Source organism: Primorskyibacter sp. S87 (assembly GCF_049801055.1).
Taxonomy (GTDB): domain Bacteria; phylum Pseudomonadota; class Alphaproteobacteria; order Rhodobacterales; family Rhodobacteraceae; genus JBNAGF01.
This window is the reverse complement of the sequence record NZ_JBNAGF010000007.1, coordinates 77443-95276: the sequence shown is the minus strand read 5'-3', so window position 1 is coordinate 95276 and position 17834 is coordinate 77443. Positions and strand designations below refer to the sequence as shown.

General features: G+C 59.7%; 16 protein-coding genes. 8 read left to right on the top strand and 8 right to left on the bottom strand.

Annotated features, from left to right (window positions below):
- The first annotated feature begins 11 nt into the window (after positions 1–11).
- The 6 genes from ACP15U_RS13355 (at position 12) to ACP15U_RS13330 (ending at position 6888) form a co-directional block, all read left to right on the top strand.
- Complete coding sequence (locus ACP15U_RS13355) at positions 12–1793, top strand: acyl-CoA dehydrogenase C-terminal domain-containing protein (protein ID WP_425045643.1); 1782 nt, start codon at positions 12–14, stop codon at positions 1791–1793.
- Between the two features lie 58 nt (positions 1794–1851).
- Positions 1852–2064, top strand: a complete 213-nt coding sequence (locus tag ACP15U_RS13350; protein ID WP_425045642.1) for a hypothetical protein — start codon at positions 1852–1854, stop codon at positions 2062–2064.
- A gap of 279 nt (positions 2065–2343) precedes the next feature.
- The gene (locus ACP15U_RS13345) at positions 2344–2982 is read left to right on the top strand and encodes a glutathione S-transferase family protein (protein ID WP_425045641.1); all 639 of its coding nucleotides are present in this window, start codon (positions 2344–2346) and stop codon (positions 2980–2982) included.
- Positions 2983–2994: 12 nt separating this feature from the next.
- On the top strand, positions 2995–4206 hold the full coding sequence (locus tag ACP15U_RS13340; protein WP_425045640.1) for an acetyl-CoA C-acetyltransferase: 1212 nt from the start codon (positions 2995–2997) through the stop codon (positions 4204–4206).
- On the top strand, positions 4206–4694 hold the full coding sequence (locus tag ACP15U_RS13335) for a cupin domain-containing protein (RefSeq protein WP_425045639.1): 489 nt from the start codon (positions 4206–4208) through the stop codon (positions 4692–4694). Before ACP15U_RS13340 ends, ACP15U_RS13335 begins: the two co-directional genes overlap by 1 nt.
- The gene (locus ACP15U_RS13330; protein WP_425045638.1) at positions 4687–6888 is read left to right on the top strand and encodes a 3-hydroxyacyl-CoA dehydrogenase NAD-binding domain-containing protein; all 2202 of its coding nucleotides are present in this window, start codon (positions 4687–4689) and stop codon (positions 6886–6888) included. The genes ACP15U_RS13335 and ACP15U_RS13330 overlap by 8 nt, the downstream gene beginning before the upstream one ends.
- A 258-nt stretch (positions 6889–7146) precedes the next feature.
- On the opposite strand, the gene ACP15U_RS13325 is transcribed toward ACP15U_RS13330, so the two are convergent.
- From ACP15U_RS13325 to ACP15U_RS13315, 3 genes are all read right to left on the bottom strand, one after another.
- Positions 7147–7854, bottom strand: coding sequence for a Hint domain-containing protein (locus ACP15U_RS13325; RefSeq protein WP_425045637.1), 708 nt, complete (start codon positions 7852–7854; stop codon positions 7147–7149).
- 169 nt (positions 7855–8023) lie between these two features.
- Positions 8024–8683: a sulfotransferase family 2 domain-containing protein gene (locus ACP15U_RS13320; RefSeq protein ID WP_425045636.1), complete on the bottom strand. Its 660-nt coding sequence runs from the start codon at positions 8681–8683 to the stop codon at positions 8024–8026.
- A 15-nt stretch (positions 8684–8698) separates the two neighbouring features.
- A complete protein-coding gene (locus ACP15U_RS13315; RefSeq protein WP_425045635.1) occupies positions 8699–9607 on the bottom strand; it encodes a DMT family transporter in 909 nt (302 codons plus the stop codon).
- Between the two features lie 75 nt (positions 9608–9682).
- Between ACP15U_RS13315 and ACP15U_RS13310 the strand changes: the two genes are divergently transcribed.
- Entirely contained in the window at positions 9683–11308 is a 1626-nt protein-coding gene (locus ACP15U_RS13310; protein ID WP_425045634.1) for an AMP-binding protein, read from the top strand.
- A gap of 106 nt (positions 11309–11414) precedes the next feature.
- Positions 11415–12428 (top strand): hypothetical protein, encoded by a 1014-nt coding sequence (locus tag ACP15U_RS13305; RefSeq protein WP_425045633.1) that lies wholly within the window; start codon positions 11415–11417, stop codon positions 12426–12428.
- A 96-nt stretch (positions 12429–12524) separates the two neighbouring features.
- Here the strand turns inward: ACP15U_RS13305 and ACP15U_RS13300 are convergent, their stop codons facing one another.
- From ACP15U_RS13300 to ACP15U_RS13280, 5 genes are all read right to left on the bottom strand, one after another.
- On the bottom strand, positions 12525–13601 hold the full coding sequence (locus ACP15U_RS13300) for an SPOR domain-containing protein (protein ID WP_425045632.1): 1077 nt from the start codon (positions 13599–13601) through the stop codon (positions 12525–12527).
- Positions 13602–13679: 78 nt separating this feature from the next.
- The gene (gene upp, locus ACP15U_RS13295; protein ID WP_425045631.1) at positions 13680–14312 is read right to left on the bottom strand and encodes a uracil phosphoribosyltransferase; all 633 of its coding nucleotides are present in this window, start codon (positions 14310–14312) and stop codon (positions 13680–13682) included.
- On the bottom strand, positions 14309–15304 hold the full coding sequence (locus ACP15U_RS13290; protein WP_425045788.1) for an adenosine deaminase: 996 nt from the start codon (positions 15302–15304) through the stop codon (positions 14309–14311). Before ACP15U_RS13290 ends, upp begins: the two co-directional genes overlap by 4 nt.
- A 14-nt stretch (positions 15305–15318) precedes the next feature.
- Complete coding sequence (locus ACP15U_RS13285; protein WP_425045630.1) at positions 15319–16530, bottom strand: phosphopentomutase; 1212 nt, start codon at positions 16528–16530, stop codon at positions 15319–15321.
- Positions 16527–17834 carry a thymidine phosphorylase gene (locus tag ACP15U_RS13280; RefSeq protein ID WP_425045629.1) on the bottom strand — a complete coding sequence of 436 codons (1308 nt, stop codon included), beginning with the start codon at positions 17832–17834 and terminating at the stop codon, positions 16527–16529. Before ACP15U_RS13280 ends, ACP15U_RS13285 begins: the two co-directional genes overlap by 4 nt.

Here is a 17834-nt window from a genome sequence, read left to right as displayed (position 1 = left end):
GGGAGCCTCCGATGCCGATTTACAATGCACCGACCAAAGACACCCAATTTGTCCTGCACGATGTCCTGAATATTTCCGCCTCGGACATTCCCGGGTACTCGGATCTGGAACCGGAATTCACCGGAGCCGTTCTCGAAGAAGCCGGCAAGATCGCCACGAATGTGCTGCACCCGCTTAACATTGTGGGCGATACCGAGGGCTGTAGGCTGGAAAACGGTGTTGTCTATACGCCCACAGGGTTCAAGGACGCCTTTGAACAGATGAAGGAAGGCGGCTGGACCGGGCTCGACATGCCCGAGGAATACGGCGGTCAGAATATGCCTTACGTGCTGGGAACCGCGGTCGGCGAGATGTTCTCGGCATCAAACCAGGCCTTTACCATGTACCAAGGCCTGACCCATGGCGCGGCTTCGGCCATCTTGGCGCATGGCACCGACGCTCAGAAGGACACCTATCTGCCCAAGATGGTCGCCTGCGACTGGACCGGTACCATGAACCTGACAGAGCCGCACTGTGGAACGGATCTTGGCCTGATGCGCACCAAAGCGGAACCGCAGGCGGATGGATCCTACAAGATAACGGGTCAGAAGATCTTTATCTCCGCCGGCGACCACGACATGTCCGACAACGTGATCCATCTGGTTCTTGCCAAGATCACCGGCGGCCCAGATGGCATCAAGGGCGTGTCCCTGTTCATCGTGCCCAAATTCATGGTTAACGACGACGGATCTCCGGGCGAGCGCAACGGCGTTTCGGTTGGTAAGATCGAAGAAAAAATGGGCATCCACGGCAATTCCACCTGTGTGATGAACTATGATGGTGCAACCGGGTTTCTTCTTGGCGAGGAGCACAAGGGCATGCGCGCCATGTTCACGATGATGAACGAAGCCCGCTTGGGCGTCGGCATGCAGGGTCTGGCGCAAGCTGATGCGGCATACCAAAACGCTTTGGAATACGCCAAGGACCGCCTGCAGGGCCGCGATGTAACCGGAGCCAAGAATCCCGACGGCCCGGCAGACCCGCTCATCGTGCATCCGGATATCCGCCGCAACCTGATGGATCAAAAAAGCTTTGCCGAAGGGGCCCGGGCCTTCATTCTGTGGGGCGCGACCATGATCGACAAGGCGCACCGTTCTCAGGATAAGGATGCCGACGGTCTGATTTCGCTTCTGACTCCGGTAATCAAAGGGTTTCTGACGGACGAAGGCTATGACATGACCGTTCAGGCCCAGCAGGTCTATGGCGGCCACGGCTACATCGAGGAATGGGGCATGTCGCAATATACACGCGACGCCCGGATCGCCATGATCTACGAAGGCGCCAACGGTGTTCAGGCCCTTGACCTCGTTGGTCGAAAGCTGGCGCAGGACGGCGGCAAGCACGTTATGGCGTTTTTCGAGATGGTCAAATCCTTCTGCAAGGAGAATGGCGGGCAGGACGAGGCCTATGACACGGCGTTTGTCGAACCGCTCAAGGCCGCGTCCAAGGATCTGCAGGCCGCCGGCATGTATTTCATGCAGAACGGTATGTCCAACCCCAACAACGCGCTGTCCGGCTCGTATGATTTCATGCACATGTTCGGCCATGTATGCCTTGGCCTGATGTGGGCGCAAATGGCCCGGGCCGCTCAGGTTGCTCTGGATGGCGGGGCGTCTGACAAGGAGTTCTACGAAACCAAGATCGCCACTGGCCGTTATTACATGGCCCGCCGCTTGCCCGCCACGTCAATGCATCTGGCACGAATCCAGACCGGCGCCGACACTGTGATGGCACTGGACGCGGCAAACTTCTGACCGGAAACTGGTTTCGCGGGGATGTGCCTCGCGGAACCAGCAGCTCACGAGGATTTTCATGCCCAAACGCTTTCGACTGACCCGACGCTTTCCGATCGCAATGACCGAAGATGGGTATCGCCGCCTCAAGAACTTTTCGCGTGAGGCCGGGCTGGACGAAGGTGAAGCACTGTCTTTCCTGTTCGAGAATTTCAACAGCGTTATCAACGAGGAAAACCTGACCCACCGGCTACGTTTGTTCAATTCGGAACTTGAGGCGCGCAAGCGGTGAACTGCCCGCGCTCTTGCAAGCCGACTACCGGGCCGCAAGGCCGGATGCCTCCGGCGGGAGTATTTGAGAAAAGATGAAACAGGCGGCGCGTCCCTGCCACCGGGCGCACTCGCCATCAGGACAGGGACGACTTCACCTTTTGCGGTCATCGGCTCTCCAGCCTGTACCGCGGGACCACAAGAACAGACGAGGGTTAAGGATGAGTAACCGAGATCGCTTCATCTTTTTCCAAATACTCAAATCCGACATAGCCAAACGCGCCTTGGGAGGGGCCAATTCATGACCATCAAACTCTACTGCTTCGGCGAAAGCGGCAATTCCTACAAGGCGGCTCTGGCACTGGAGCTGTCCGGACTGGAATGGGAACCAATCTATGTCGACTTTTTTAACGGCGAAACCCGGACACCGGAGTACCGGGCCAACGTAAACGCAATGGGCGAGGCTCCGGTTCTGGTTGATGGTGACTTCCGCGTCAGTCAATCTGGTGCAATTCAGGCATATATCACCGAAAAATCAGGAAAATTCGGCGGCAAGACCAGGGAAGAGAATTATGACATTCTGCGTTGGGTCCTTTGGGACAACCATAAGCTCAGTTCGATGGCGGGCATGACCCGTTTCGTCATGAATTTCATTCCTGAATGGAACCGCAGCGCCGACGTGATCGCGTTCAACAAAGGCCGGCTCAACGCCGCTTACCAGACACTTGAAGCCCATCTTGAAAGTCGCGAATGGATCGTCGGAGACGACGTGACCAATGCCGATCTCAGCTGTTGCGGCTATCTGTTTTACCCCGAACCGTTCGGCTTCGACCGAACGGAATGGACCAATATCGACGCCTGGCTGACCCGGATATCGGAACTACCCGGCTGGAAACCCCCGTATGACCTGATGCCCGGCAACCCGTCGGATCGAGCTTGAGGAGACCCAACTATGACCGAAGCCTACATCTATGACGCCCTGCGCACGCCGCGCGGCAAGGGGCGCAAGGACGGATCGCTGCACGAGGTAACCTCGCTGCGACTCTCAGCCCTGACGCTGAACGCAGTCAAAGAGCGCAACAACCTCGAAGGTCACGCCGTCGAGGACGTGATCTGGGGCAATGTCACCCAGGTGATGGAACAGGGTGGATGCCTTGCGCGCTCGGCCGTTCTGGCCTCTGACCTTGATGAGTCGATCCCGGGCCTTGCCATCAACCGTTTCTGCGCCTCGGGCATGGAAGCGGTGAACCTGGCCGCCAACCAGGTCAAGGGCGGTGCCGGCGAGGCCTATATCGCCGGTGGCGTGGAAATGATGGGCCGCGTGGCCATGGGCAGCGACGGTGCGGCGATTGCCGTGGATCCATCGGTTGCCATGGACCGGTATTTCGTGCCGCAGGGCATTTCGGCCGACATCATCGCCACCGAATACGGCTTCACTCGCGATCAGGCCGACGCACTGGCGGTGGAATCGCAGCGTCGCGCCAAGGCCGCGTGGGATGACAACCGGTTCGCCAAATCTGTTATCACCGTGCGCGACCAGAACGGTCTGGCGATCCTCGATCATGACGAATACATGCGCCCGCAGACCGACATGCAGAGCCTCGGATCGCTCAACGCCTCGTTCCAGATGATGGGCGAGCAGATGCCGGGCTTCGACAAGGTTGCTATGATGAAATACCCGCATCTGGAGCGGATCAACCACATCCATCACGCGGGCAACTCGTCCGGCATCGTGGATGGCGCTGCCGCCGTGTTGATTGGCAACAAGGAGTTCGGCGAAAAATACGGCCTCAAGCCACGTGCGCGTATTCGGGCAACCGCAAAGATCGGAACCGACCCAACAATCATGCTGACCGGCCCGGTGCCTGTCACCGAGAAAATCCTTGCCGACAATGGCATGAACTTCAGCGACATCGACCTGTTCGAAGTGAACGAAGCTTTCGCCTCTGTCGTGCTGCGGTTCATGCAGGCGTTTGATGCGGACCCGGACAAGGTAAACGTCAACGGCGGCTCGATCGCCATGGGTCACCCGCTGGGTGCCACCGGCGCGATCATCATCGGCACCCTGCTCGATGAGCTGGAGCGTCAGGATAAGGAAACCGGTCTCGCAACGCTCTGCATCGCATCGGGCATGGGCGCCGCGACGATTATCGAGCGCGTGTAATGCCCAAGCTGGACCTCACTCGGATCGAACGTCGCACCGGCTCGACCTATCCGGGCAAGCTGCGCGCGACTATGGATGGTCGCTCCAGCTTGCGTCTGGGAGATGCGGGCGGGCTCACCCAGTTTGGGGTGAACATGGTGCGGCTGGAGCCGGGTGGGATGTCCTCGTTGCGGCACTACCACTTGGAGCAGGACGAGTTCGCCATGGCCATCGAAGGCACACTGGTGCTTGTCGATGATGATTGCGAGCACGAAATGCGGCCCGGTGATTGCGCCACCTTCCCAGCCGGTGACCCGAACGGTCACCACCTGATCAACAGAACCGATGCGCCTGCCGCCTTTCTGGTAGTCGGCACGCGCACCCCGACGGAAACCGCTTACTACAGCGATATCGACATGATGGTGAAAACGGATACCGACGGATCCCGCTTTACCTGCAAGGATGGCAGCCCTCTGACGGCTGACCAGATCGGAGACGACAATGAGTGATTTCACACTGACCAAAGACGCAGACGGCGTCGCCTTCCTCACCTGGGACGCCCAGGGCAAATCCATGAACGTGATGACGCGCGAAGCATTCGAGCTTGTCAGCGATCTGGTTGACGAGGCGCTGAACGATGACGAGGTCAAGGGCATCGTCATCACAAGCGGCAAGGAAGGGTCCTTTGCTGGTGGCATGGATCTGAGCACCCTTGCCACCATCCGGCAGGAGGCCGGGGACAACCCTGCCCAAGCGCTGTTCGATTTCGTGATGGGCGGTCATCACATTCTGCGTAAGCTGGAACTGGCCGGCATGGACCCCAAAACCAAAAAGGGCGGAAAACCCATCGCCTGCGCCATCAATGGCACCTGTGCGGGGATCGGCACCGAGATTGCGCTGGCCTGTCACCACCGGGTCATGACCGACAACCCCAAGGCCAAAATTGGTCTGCCTGAGATCCTGTTGGGTATCTTCCCGGGCGGCGGCGGCACCATCCGTTACTCGCGCATGGTCGGCGCAATGGCCGCCGCGCCAGTGCTGCTGGAAGGCAAGATGATGGACCCGGGCAAGGCGAAAGGCGCCCAGATCGTTGACGCGGTTTCGGATGATCCCGTAGCTGCCGCCAAGGAATGGGTTCTGAACGCGTCCGACGCCGATCTGGTGAAGCCGTGGGATGCAAAGGGCTACAAAATGCCCGGTGGCGCCCCCTACCACCCAGCAGGTTTCATGACCTTCGTTGGCGCAAGCGCAATGGTAAACGGCAAGACACAAGGCGCCTTTCCTGCTGCCAAGGCCCTGCTGAGCGCCATCTACGAAGGTGCGCTGGTTGATTTCGACACGGCTCTGCGAATCGAAGCACGGCACTTCACTTCAATCCTCATGAACCCCTCGTCCTCGGCCATGATCCGTTCGCTTTTCCTCAACAAGGAAGCTCTGGAGAAAGGCGCGGTTCGCCCCAAGGACGTGCCCGATCAACGGGTCAAAAAACTTGGCGTGCTTGGCGCGGGCATGATGGGCGCAGGCATTGCCCTGGTTTCGGCTCAGGCAGGTATGGAAGTTGTTCTGATCGATCGGGATCAGGATGCCGCGGACAAGGGAAAGGCTTATACCGAAGCTTACCTCGACAAGGGTATGAAACGCGGGAAGGTCAGCGCCGACAAGAAAGAGGCCATCCTGAGCCTTGTCACGGCAACACCGGATCTGGACGCTCTGAAAGGGTGTGATCTGATCATCGAAGCGGTCTTCGAAGACCCCGGCGTAAAGGCAGAAATGACCCAGAAAGTCGAGGCGATCATTCCCGAGGATTGCATCTTTGCGTCCAACACCTCGACCCTGCCGATCACGGGGCTGGCCAAGGCTTCCAAACGGCCCGAGCAGTTCATCGGCATTCACTTCTTCTCGCCGGTTGAGAAAATGCTTCTGGTCGAGATCATCAAGGGCAAGGAAACCGGCGGTCGGGCCGTGGCAAAGGCGCTGGACTACGTTCGCCAGATCCGCAAGACTCCGATCGTGGTCAATGATGCGCGCTTCTTCTACTGCAACCGCTGCATCATTCCCTATGTCAACGAAGGCGCACGGATGATCACCGAAGGTGTTTCGCCGGTTCTGATTGACAATGCAGCCCGGCAGCTGGGATTCCCGGTCGGCCCGATTCAGCTGACCGACGAAACTTCGATCGATCTCGGAGCCAAGATCGCGCGCGCAACCAAGGCCGCGATGGGCGATGCCTATCCCGAAAGCGCTGCCGACGACCTGATCTTCTGGATGGAAGAGCTGGGCAGGCTCGGCCGCAAGGCCAACGCGGGCTTTTTTGACTATGACGAGAAGGGCAAGCGTCAGGGCTACTGGAAAGGTTTGACCGAAAAGTACCCCGAGGCTGAAAGCCAGCCCTCGCTTCAGGAAGTTCAAGACCGGCTGATGTTCGCACAGGTACTGGAAGCTGTGCGGGCGCTGGAAGAAGGCGTTCTGGAAGATATCCGCGAAGGCGATGTCGGCGCGATCCTCGCATGGGGCTTTGCACCGTGGTCCGGTGGCCCGCTCAGCTGGGTTGACATGATCGGTGCGCCCTATGCTGCGGAACGCTGCGACCAGCTGACCGAAGCTTATGGCGAGCGGTTCAGCTGCCCGGCCCTGCTGCGGGAAATGGCCGAAAAGGGCCAGTCCTTCTATGGCCGTTTCGATCCCGAAGCGAAAGCTGCCTAATCTGAAATCCCGTGGCCCGGATCATCCGGGCCACGATCTCATTCAGGGTCATCGAACCGATATCGGTTCAGGTATTCTGCCCCAGCTCAACCGGCAGGCATTCAAGGCCAACACCGACCTCGCAGAGTTTTTGGCTTGTAGTTTCCTCTGGAAATTCGCCGGTAGGCGAGGAACACCTCGCCCTTATCCGACAAAACGATAAGAACGCCCCGGCTCGGGCTCAATCTCACCGGGGCGTCCCCTTGCAGACTATGCAGCTCAGAGCAGCATCGGACGATTTGGCCTGACTGTATCGGGGATGCCGACCAGCTCGTCCACGTCGCAAGATAAGGCTTCCGCGTCGTCCAGTGCGATCAAGGCCTCGACAAGGGGCCGGGCCTCGGACATGGGCAGAAGATTGTACAGATCATCCTGTTCGCTGATCCCTTCGGTCAGAATGCAGCGAGGTTCCGGGCAGAATGCAAGCAGACCGCCCTCTACATAAATCACTTCATCATGGGCAAACGCCACAGTGGTAACCTGAAGACCGCCTTCCGGAATGCCGCTGTTGATTCCGCGGAAACCCTGCAGTGCGCGGGCCGGAACGATGGCGAAAGGGTCGCCCAGCATGTCCAGCGTTGCTTCGCTTTCCACCAACATCCCCTGCTCCGGCATCAGCCACAGCGCCCGACTGTTGTGCAGCGCATGTTCCGGCACCATGACAGGGCGTTGCGCGGCTGGCAGATAGCCGTCTTCGACGTTCACGGTTTCCCGTTGGATATCAACGATCGGCCGCATTCCGTGGTCAAAGGTCAGAACCTTGTCGCCCACTCGTAGTTTTTCGGCCACGCGCCAGCCTGCGCTGGTCGCGACTCGGGTCCCGGCGACGAAACCGCCGTTTCCGGTGATCAACATCCCCTCCAGCGCCGCGTTGTGTTCCACGGCCTTGGCCACGCCATCGGCGGCCTTGTCTTTCCATTTTATCATCAAACCGGCCTTCTCGATTGGCAGCTTTCAAGATCTGCCCGGTTGAATTGAGATTCCCTTTATCTGACACGAGGCACCTGCCACCCGTGCGTCAGAAGCAGGGCATGATTGTGGCAATGTTGCGGTGGCCGTCAGTAATGTAGTTCAAGTGGCCCGGTTTGATCCCTGATCAGGAACAATCCCATTCGAAACGATACCCGAAACGAGCGATATCCTCGGCACAGCACTCGGCAACAGCCTCGGCGCTCTGGTCGGTGAAATAGCTACGAAAATCCCGGTGCCGAGTGCTGGCATTCATGCGGGGCAGGTCAAGATCAAAACCGAGATGATCGGTCAGGGGCTTGGCATCCTCGTCGAAATGCTCAAGGCGAATGTATGTCGCGCATTGTTCGGATCCGTCTCTGTGCTGCATGTAACTGCGCGCCGGGTTTTTTCGAAAAGACGCAAGCGTTTGCGGGTGCAGGATGAAAGGTTCAAATTCCAGATCGCGTGCCAATTGCACCGCCGGGTGATCGAAGTGCTGTTCGCGCAGCCAGTGATAATAGCTGACCGCCCGGTCCCACGGATTTCGAACCAACGTGAAGGCAAAGAAGGAACGCAGTTCCTCATCGGGTATCAGCCCCGCTATATCCGCCAGCGTCGAGTGCTTCCACAACCGCCCGGCGGATTTGACGCCTTCGAGCCGGCGGCGCCTGCGCCGGGCCTTGGGTGTATCGCCGAGCATGACATCATCCTTCATGGCCCTTTGCTCTAGCGCCAGGGCCAGAGAAGTGCCCCCCGTCTTGGGAATATGGATAAAGACGTAGCGACGCCCTTGGCTCAGGATCATGGCTGGCAGGCTACTTCATTTCGACCGGAGCGCAATGATCACCCCTGCAAGGCAGATCAAACCGATCCCGGCTATCTGCCAGATGCCGATCGGCGCCCCGAAAGCCAACCAGCCAAAGAGCGGGCCAAAGATCATGATCGAGAACTCAAATACTCCAACACGGGTCGGATCACCAACTTGATAGGCACGGATGATCAGGAAAACTGCAAACACCGACCCAATGGCCTGCACGACAATCCAAGGAAAAGACTGCCAAATTGGCCAAACCCAGCTACGCGTGACGAACCCTTGTGGGCCGGGAAGTGTATCAATTGGCCAAACCTGCAGAATGAGCAGTCCGAGTGCGCCCATTATGCCCAGAAAGACCCAAAGCCCGACCAGCAATGCAACCGTGCTTTCGTCTTTGCACAACCGGTTGGTGACAATTGCCCCGAGCGCATAGAAAAAACCGGCCCCGACGGGCAGAAAAACCAGCAGCTCGAAATCCTGCGGATCCGGTTGCAGAACGCAGAGAATACCCACAAACCCTGTTGCAACCGCAAGAACACGCCACGGCCCAATCCGCTGGCCTAGCAAAGTTGCCGAGATCAGCAGAATGAAGATCGGTGAGGTAAACAGCCCCGCCAGCGCCTGCGAAATCGGCATCAGGGCCAGGGCGCTGAAATACAACAGCATCGACATTCCGACCAAGGCGCTTCGCAACACCAAAACGCCAGGACGGTTCGGTCGCACCGCCCCCAGTCCTAACAGGCTGAGGCTGCAGATCAGTGGCAGCGCCATCAGTGTTCGCACAAAGTGGAATTGCCAGAGCCCGATCTCACGCGCGACAAGGGGGATCAGGTTGTCGATGATGCCAAGGATTAGCATCGCACACAGCATCATCATGCCAGCTGCAAGCTGCGGAGAGAGGTTACCTGCTTTCATGGACTTCCCTTTGCCCTCCGGTCTGCGCAATATCTGCTCTCAAAGCGACAATGCAGATGACTTTGGGAGGCTCTCATGGGTTGGATGGCAGATGAAACCGGGCTGGACAAGACCGCGGCCAATTATGTTCCGTTGACGCCGCTATCCGGCTTGCGCCGTGCGGCCCATGTTTTCGCGGGCGAAGACGCCGTTGTCTACGGGCGCCACCGCAAGACTTATGCCGAATACTACGACCGCTGCACACGTCTGGCTTCGGCCCTGTCTGCGATGGGCGTAAAACCCGGCGATGTGGTGGCAACGATCCTGCCAAATATCCCAGCTGCAGCCGAGGCCCATTTCGGCGTTCCAGCCTGCGGCGCGGTCCTTAATGCGATCAACACCCGGCTCGACGTCGCAACGGTTGCTTACATCTTCGAACATGGCGACGCCCGTGTCGCATTGGTCGATACACAGTTCCTTCCCGTCGCAGAGGCGGCCATCGAGGCGATGGCCGGCGAAGGCCCCACTCTTGTCGAAGTTTCTGACGCTTTGGCCGGCTATCCCGCCACCGGGCGCTATGCCTGCTACGAAGACGTGTTGGGAAATGCCAACCACGATTTTGAATGGATCATGCCCAAAGACGAATGGGAAAGCATTGCGCTGAACTACACCTCTGGCACCACCGGCCGCCCTAAGGGGGTCGTGTACCATCATCGGGGGGCCTATCTGAACGCAATGGGCCAAGTGATCAGCTGGGGAATGGTGCTGCGTCCGCGATATCTGACCATTGTGCCGCTCTTTCACTGCAACGGCTGGTGCCATACTTGGCTGATGCCGATGGTGGCAGGCACCCTGATCTGTTGCCGGGATGTTACCGCTGCAGCGATTTTCGATGCCATCGCCGACGAAGGTGCAACCCACTTTGGTGGTGCCCCGATCGTCCTGAACATGCTGGTAAACGCACCGGAAGCAGAAAAACGCCCCTTCGATCACGTGGTCGAGGTTTTCACGGCCGGAGCGCCCCCGGCCCCGGCAACTCTGGCCAAAATTGAGCCGATGGGCTTCCATGTCACACAGGTTTACGGCCTGACCGAGGTGTATGGCCCTGCCACCGAATGCACCTGGGGACCGCATCTGGACCATCTCGAAGGCGATGCGCGGGCTGCCATCAAGGCCCGGCAGGGCGTGGCGATGCCTTTCATGGAAGAAATCACCGTCATGGCCGACGATATGGCGCAGATACCCATGGACGGCAAAGCACAGGGCGAAATCGTGATGCGCGGAAATGGGGTGATGAAGGGCTATCTAAAAAATCCCGAGGCCACGGCAGAGGCGTTCAAGGGCGGCTTTTTTCACTCTGGCGATATCGCCGTGCAGCACGCAGACGGCTATATCCAGATCGCCGACAGAGCCAAGGACATCATCATCTCGGGCGGTGAAAACATCTCGTCGGTCGAGGTCGAAGGCGTATTGATGGCCCATCCCGACGTCTTGCTGGCTGCGGTGGTTGCGAAACCGGACGAAAAATGGGGCGAAGTCCCGTGCGCCTTCATCGAGCTGAAACAGGGCGCTAGCGCCGACGAAGCTGCAATCATCGCGTTCAGCCGCAAGACACTTGCCGGTTTCAAGACCCCCAAGAAGGTTGTCTTTCAGGAATTGCCAAAGACGTCGACGGGGAAAATACAAAAGTTCGAGCTCAGAAAACTTGCGGCTACCGTCTGAGATCTCGACATGAGGCGGCAAAGCTGTTTGCCGCCCGCCCGGCGCGCGTGCTACGCTAGTGACAAAACCGATACGGGCAGAACAACACGGGCAGAACCAGCAGATAATGACGGCGCTGACTCAATACGAGCGGATCGAAGCGACCGGGCTGTGGCGCGCCACTCCCGAAGAGCAGCGGCGCGAAGTGATCGTCTCGATGGGCGACGCCACTCTCACTGTCACTGACATGAACGACCGTCCCTTGACCCACTGGTCGCTTGCGGCCGTGGAACGGTTGAACCCCGGCGAGCGCCCGGCCATCTATCACCCGGATGGCGACGATGGTGAAACGCTGGAACTGTCTGAAAACGAATCAGAAATGATCGAGGCGATCGAGCGGCTGCGAAGCGCCATTGATCGCGCGCGGCCGCACCCGGGCCGGCTGCGTTTGGTCAGTATCCTTGGCATGGTTCTGGTCGTCGTGGCAGCACTTGCTTTGTGGTTGCCGTCCGCGATGCAGCGTCACGCGGTCAGCGTTGTCCCGGAAATCAAACGGCAGGACATCGGAGCGGCCATTCTGGATCGGATCGAGCGCGTGACTGGCGCTGCCTGCACCACCGAAGACAGTGTCCCCGTACTTAACCAACTGGCGGGTCGAACCGGCGTTCGGAATGTCGTGATCCTACCGTCAGGCGTTGCCGAAAGCCTGCTCCTGCCGGGTGGCACGGTGCTGTTGCACATATCCCTGATCGAAGACCATGAGGAACCTGCTGTTGCTGCCGGCTACATTATCGCCGAGCGGGCCAGAGCAAACGCACAGGACCCTCTTGCGGAGCTGCTGGAACACGCCGGGATCTCGGCCTCGTTCCGTTTGCTGACCACCGGCGAACTCACGCCCGGCATACTCGATCGCTATACGGAACGTGTCTTGGCCGAGCCCCGACCCACGCCGGATGATGAGGCGCTATTGGCGGTTTTTGCCCAAGCCGCAGTCCCGTCATCGCCCTACGCCTATGCGCGGGACATCACCGGCGAAACAACACTGGGCCTGATCGAAGCCGACCCGATGGCGGGTCGGACGCTGGAGCAGGTTCTTCCCGACCGGGACTGGGTCCTTTTACAAAGCATCTGCGGTAGCTGAAGCGTTCCAGATTTCCAGCTGGAAAGTTGGCAACTCATGATAGCGTGTGCCGATCTTTCTCAGGCTCGTCCGGTATTTTGCCCGGTTGATACAAACCTATCGGCTGAGGCGCGCATCCGGGTAGCCCGCGCGGCGGACCTTTTTAAGCGCAGCCCTTGCCTCTCGCTTGGAGCCATATGGACCGACAAGAACCACGGGATATGCGTCTTCCCCCCGTCTGGCTTTGCCGGGCTTTGCTGGAATTCCCGATTGGACCAGTGCCTGCGCCACCACCTGAGCCTCTGTGTCCGAAACGAAGCGCCCAACACGAACATAACGGCCTTGCCCGGACGGGGTTTGGGGCTCAGCCCCTGATCGCGTCGAGATTCGCACCAGAACCGGTGCCTGAGCCGCGTCGATATAGGCTGGAACGTCCGGTGCAGAGATTACCCGACCCTGCGTGGGAACCGTCCGGAGCCGTCTCGGGATTTCGCCATCCCATATTCCGCCCATCATTTCATCTCCGCGCTCAGTGCGGATCCCACGACGGGTGTTCAGCCTGCCGTCTTCCCGGTCCACCAGTTGATAGCCCGCTGGCAGTTTCGCCTGGTTGGTATAGACAGGTGGGCGCATCGAGCGTTCTGCTCTGCGTGTGTTCAGCCGATCGTCGTCCCAAACCCTCTGGTAGCCCCGCGGAACTTTCACGTCCTGCGAGAGACGCTGCTGATCGTAGACGTGACGGGGCACGACCCGCGTGTTCTCGTTGAGCAGAACCCCCACCTTTTGTCGCTGGCCGTTCTCATAGTTCCAGGCAATGTAGCGCGCCGGAGCCCGGGCAGAACCGCCTGATGTTGCAGCAGGTGCCACGCGAACAGATGCACCGGTCGTTTGCGCGGTTGACGTTTGTACCTGCGTCGCCACCGAGGCTGAAACGCGCGTCGGTTTCTGGCCGCAGACCTGCTGTCGCTGTTGCGTCACGCGCGGCGCCCATGCAACGACACCATCAATACTGGCGCGGACATAGACACAGCCGCGGCTGTCAACATACTGCTTGCCGGCATATGAGGCGGGCGGAAACTCGGCGGGCGGTGTCAGAGGATTGGATGCAACCGCGCCAGATGTCTGCGCAACGGCGCCGCCCAGAGAAATGGCCCCCAAGACAACGGCACCGACAATAGCTCTTGTAACGTTCATGGCAGCCCCCACAAGATGTGGAGGCAAGGATGCAGCATATTCCACCATGAGTAAAGTCGGCTTGTTCAGGGGCCGGCCTTATTTCGTGCCGAACATTCTGTCGCCCGCGTCACCCAATCCGGGCAGGATATAGCCTTTTGAGTTCAACTCTCGGTCGAGCGAAGCCGTCACGATCGGCACGTCGGGATGGGCCTCTTTCATGCGGGCGACACCTTCGGGAGCAGCCAACAGGCAGAGGAACCGGATATCCGTCGCACCGGCCTCTTTCAGCAGATCGATCGCAGCCGCCGAGCTGTTCCCAGTGGCGAGCATGGGATCGACCGCAATGACCAGCCTGTCCTGCAATCCCTCGGGCACCTTGAAATAGTATTGAACCGGCTCAAGGGTTTCTTCATCCCGATACAAACCGACAAATCCGACCCGCGCCGAAGGGATGAGTTCGAGAACCCCGTCCAGCATTCCATTGCCCGCACGCAGGATCGACACCAACGCCAGTTTCTTCCCGGCAAGGATCGGGGCGTCCATTTCCTCCATCGGAGTTTCAATATGGCGCGTGGTCAACGGCATTTCGCGGGTGATCTCGTAGGCGAGCAGCAACGTGATCTCATGCAGGAGCTGGCGGAAGGAAGCTGTGGATGTTCCCTTGTCCCGCATCAGGGTCAACTTGTGTTGCACCAGTGGGTGATCAACGATTGTCAGATGTTCGCTCATGGTTTCTCCAGCCTTGTCTTGACCCGCTCACGGGTGTCTTCGTCACAAAACGCCGCGTCGAGCGCTATCGCATTCAGCGCGGCAAAATCTTCTGCCCCCCAGTCGAAGGCCCGGTTCAGCATCTCATATTCACGCCGCATGGTGGTGTGAAAAAAGGGCGGGTCATCGGTGGAAACCGTTACCCGGACGCCAGCATCCCGCAAGCGCGCAATCGGATGAGATGAGAAATCGGGATACAGGCCAAGCACTACGTTCGAGCCGGGACATACCTCGAGCGTGATGCCTCGGTCGGCCAGCTCATGAACCAGATCCGGATCTTCGACCGCCCGAACTCCGTGTCCGATACGCTCAACGCCTAGCTTGCGTATTGCATCACGGACGCTTTCGGGCCCACCGAACTCGCCCGCATGTGTGGTTAGCCGCAACCCGGCCTCGCGGGCGCAATCGAAAGACCATGCAAAGTCGCCTTGCATTCCGACGGTTTCGTTTCCACCCATTCCAAAACCGGTAATCCAATCTCCGGAAGTTTCCGCAGCACATAAGGCGGCAGCCTTGGCTTTCTCGGGTCCGAAATGGCGAACACAGGTCACCACCCCGCGCAAGGTTATGCCGAATTTTGCCTCGGCCTCATCCGCCGCATCCTGAATCGCCGCCAGATAGTCCCGCCATGCAGCGACATCGCCGCCCCCGCAGAAATCCGGGCTCAGAAATGTCTCCGAGTAGACCACATCATTGGCAGCGCTTTCTTCGAGAACCGCAAGGGTCAGACGGCGAAACTCCTCTGGGCCCGTCAGCACCTCACACGCGGCTTCATAGACGCTCAGGAAATGCGCGAAATCTCTGAAATCATAAGATCCATCGGGTCTGAAAATGCCGCTCAGATCCACTTTCTTTTCATGGGCCAGTTGCCGAATAAACCCGGGCGGCGCTGCGCCTTCGTGATGCAGATGCAGCTCTACCTTTGGCAGATCCGCCACGTTCCGGTCCGGCATGTCCTCATTGCTCGTCACAGGAAGCTCCTTCCCGGCCCCTGCGACGGAACGCCCAGATGCTGGGCAACTGCGGCTGCCACATCGACAAAACCGACCTGACCCAGTTCGCCCTGCCCCTTCCCGGCGATCAGTACCGGCACCTGTTCGCGGGTGTGGTCGGTGCCAACCCAAGTGGGATCGTTGCCGTGATCCGCCGTCAGCAGAAGCATGTCGCCCTCTCGGAGCCTTGGCAGCAGTGCACCTATCTGTTCGTCGAACCTTTCCAATGCGCATGCATAGCCCGATACATCGCGGCGGTGGCCGAAATTGGTGTCGAACTCCACGAAATTTGCGAATGTCAGGCTTCCGTCTTCGGCAGTGTCAATGAGGTCAGACAGGTGTTCCATCAGCCTTGAATCCGGCCCCTTCACAGCCCAGTCGATCCCCTGCATGGAAAAGATGTCGCCGATCTTACCGACGGCATAAACACGGCGTCTGGCGTCCTGCACCCAGTTGGTCAGGACCGGTCCGGGCGGGGTTATGGCAAAGTCCCTGCGGTTCGGAGTGCGCGTGAAACCATCCTGCTCAGAACCGACAAACGGACGCGCAATGACCCGACCCACCTTCATCTCGTGAACGCGCGGGGCAATGGCCTGGCAAAGGTCCAGCAGGCGTTCAAGGCCAAAGCTTTCTTCATGTGCGGCAATCTGCAGAACGCTGTCGACGGATGTGTAACAGATGGGCCGGCCGGTTCGGACGTGATCGGCGCCGCAGCGATCAATGATCTCTGTCCCCGATGCGTGGCAATTGCCAAGAATCCCATCCGATCCACACGCTTCGGTCACGGCGCGGGTGAGGTCATCCGGGAAAGCCGGAACAGTGTCAGGGAAGTAATGCCAATCCCAAGGCACCGGTAGTCCTGCCAGTTCCCAGTGGCCCGATGGCGTGTCCTTGCCCCGGCTGGTTTCCCGCGCACACCCCCAAAGGCCGGTCGGTTCAGCACTCAGACCCGGCGCTGCCTGCCCCGAGGCCAAATGCACTGCCCGGCCCAGCCCCAGCCCTGCAAGTGTCGGCACATGGAGTGGCCCGGACCTGCCGATCTCGGCCTTGCCGTCGGCACAGGCCTGGGCGATATGCCCGACGGTGTTGGAACCGGTGTCCGGCACAGCACCGTTGAAGAATTCTGCGGCGTCTGGCGCTCCGCCGATTCCCACAGAATCCATGACCACAAGAAATGCCCGGCTCAAGCTGAGATCCTTTCATGCACAAGATTGGGTGCCGGAATCGGCTCGGGTCCGAGAGTTATTGCCGACCGAATCGCAAGATCGGCGCGGCGGGCGGCATCCTCCCGGGCCGCATGTATCACCGCAAGCGGAGCGCCCTTGTCTACCTTGTCACCCAGACGGACCACACCCGACATACCGACCGACGGGTCCACCACATCGCTTTCGACCTGCCGCCCGCCGCCAAGCTCGACAACCGCCAGCCCAAGAGCCTCACCGTCCATGGCAACGACATAGCCGTCTTCCCGCGCGACCACTTCCTGGATGACATTCGCCTCAGGCAAGAACCGGGGCCAGCTCTCTACGAAGTGGAGCGGTCCGCCAACCGCCACCAACATCCGGCCAAACCTCTCCGCCGCACGCCCATCCCGGATGACGTCCGCCAAACGCGCCGAGCCCTCCTCTGCCGTGTCGGACAACCCTGCATCCGCCAGCAAGACGCCTCCGAGTTCTGCCGCAAGAACAGCAAGGGGGTTTTCCCGGCCTTGGGTAAGCACGCGCATCACCTCTGCCACTTCCAACGCGTTCCCGAGAGACGGGGCCAGCGGCTGGCTCATATCTGTGATTAGGGCGGACGTTCGGCATCCCGCCGCGTTGGCCGTTTCGACCAAGGCACAGGCCAGCGCGCGGGCCTCTTCCTGCGTCTTCATGAACGCGCCGCTGCCCAGTTTGACATCGAGCACAAGCGCATCAGGGGCTGCGGCCAGCTTCTTGGACAAGATCGAAGCCGTGATCAGGTCCAGGCTTTCTACCGTCGCTGTCACATCCCGGATGGCGTAAAGCCGCTTGTCAGCCGGTGCAATGCGGGCGGTTGCGCCGACAATTGCGGCGCCAACCTCAGAAACGACATGCGCCAGCCGCTTGGGCCCAACCTGCGTGGTGACACCGGGGATTGCCTCCATCTTGTCCAGCGTACCGCCGGTATGTCCCAGCCCGCGACCCGAAATCATCGGCACAAAGGCCCCGCATTCGGCCAGAGCCGGGGCAAGCACCAACGAAACGCAATCACCGACCCCGCCGGTTGAGTGCTTGTCGATCACAGGGCCATCAAGATCCCAGCTCAGGACATCGCCGCTGTCGCGCATTGCCAGCGTCAACGCTGCCCGCCCGACGGAATTCAACCCTCTCATACAGACAGCCATAGCAAACGCACCCGCCTGCGCGTCGCTGACACTGTTGTCGGCCAACCCTTCGGCAAACCAGCTCAGCTCGTCAACCGCGGGCGTTTCGCCCCGGCGCAGCCTGGCGATGATCGCGCGGGCATCCAT

Excerpts from the sequence above, each read along its gene's own strand:
- ACP15U_RS13355 (WP_425045643.1), top strand. The coding sequence starts at position 12 with ATGCCGATTTACAATGCACCGACCAAAGACACCCAATTTGTCCTGCAC.
- ACP15U_RS13350 (WP_425045642.1), top strand. The coding sequence starts at position 1,852 with ATGCCCAAACGCTTTCGACTGACCCGACGCTTTCCGATCGCAATGACC.
- ACP15U_RS13345 (WP_425045641.1), top strand. The coding sequence starts at position 2,344 with ATGACCATCAAACTCTACTGCTTCGGCGAAAGCGGCAATTCCTACAAG.
- ACP15U_RS13340 (WP_425045640.1), top strand. The coding sequence starts at position 2,995 with ATGACCGAAGCCTACATCTATGACGCCCTGCGCACGCCGCGCGGCAAG.
- ACP15U_RS13335 (WP_425045639.1), top strand. The coding sequence starts at position 4,206 with ATGCCCAAGCTGGACCTCACTCGGATCGAACGTCGCACCGGCTCGACC.
- ACP15U_RS13330 (WP_425045638.1), top strand. The coding sequence starts at position 4,687 with ATGAGTGATTTCACACTGACCAAAGACGCAGACGGCGTCGCCTTCCTC.
- ACP15U_RS13325 (WP_425045637.1), bottom strand. The coding sequence starts at position 7,854 with ATGATAAAATGGAAAGACAAGGCCGCCGATGGCGTGGCCAAGGCCGTG.
- ACP15U_RS13320 (WP_425045636.1), bottom strand. The coding sequence starts at position 8,683 with ATGATCCTGAGCCAAGGGCGTCGCTACGTCTTTATCCATATTCCCAAG.
- ACP15U_RS13315 (WP_425045635.1), bottom strand. The coding sequence starts at position 9,607 with ATGAAAGCAGGTAACCTCTCTCCGCAGCTTGCAGCTGGCATGATGATG.
- ACP15U_RS13310 (WP_425045634.1), top strand. The coding sequence starts at position 9,683 with ATGGGTTGGATGGCAGATGAAACCGGGCTGGACAAGACCGCGGCCAAT.
- ACP15U_RS13305 (WP_425045633.1), top strand. The coding sequence starts at position 11,415 with ATGACGGCGCTGACTCAATACGAGCGGATCGAAGCGACCGGGCTGTGG.
- ACP15U_RS13300 (WP_425045632.1), bottom strand. The coding sequence starts at position 13,601 with ATGAACGTTACAAGAGCTATTGTCGGTGCCGTTGTCTTGGGGGCCATT.
- upp (WP_425045631.1), bottom strand. The coding sequence starts at position 14,312 with ATGAGCGAACATCTGACAATCGTTGATCACCCACTGGTGCAACACAAG.
- ACP15U_RS13290 (WP_425045788.1), bottom strand. The coding sequence starts at position 15,304 with ATGCCGGACCGGAACGTGGCGGATCTGCCAAAGGTAGAGCTGCATCTG.
- ACP15U_RS13280 (WP_425045629.1), bottom strand. The coding sequence starts at position 17,834 with ATGGATGCCCGCGCGATCATCGCCAGGCTGCGCCGGGGCGAAACGCCC.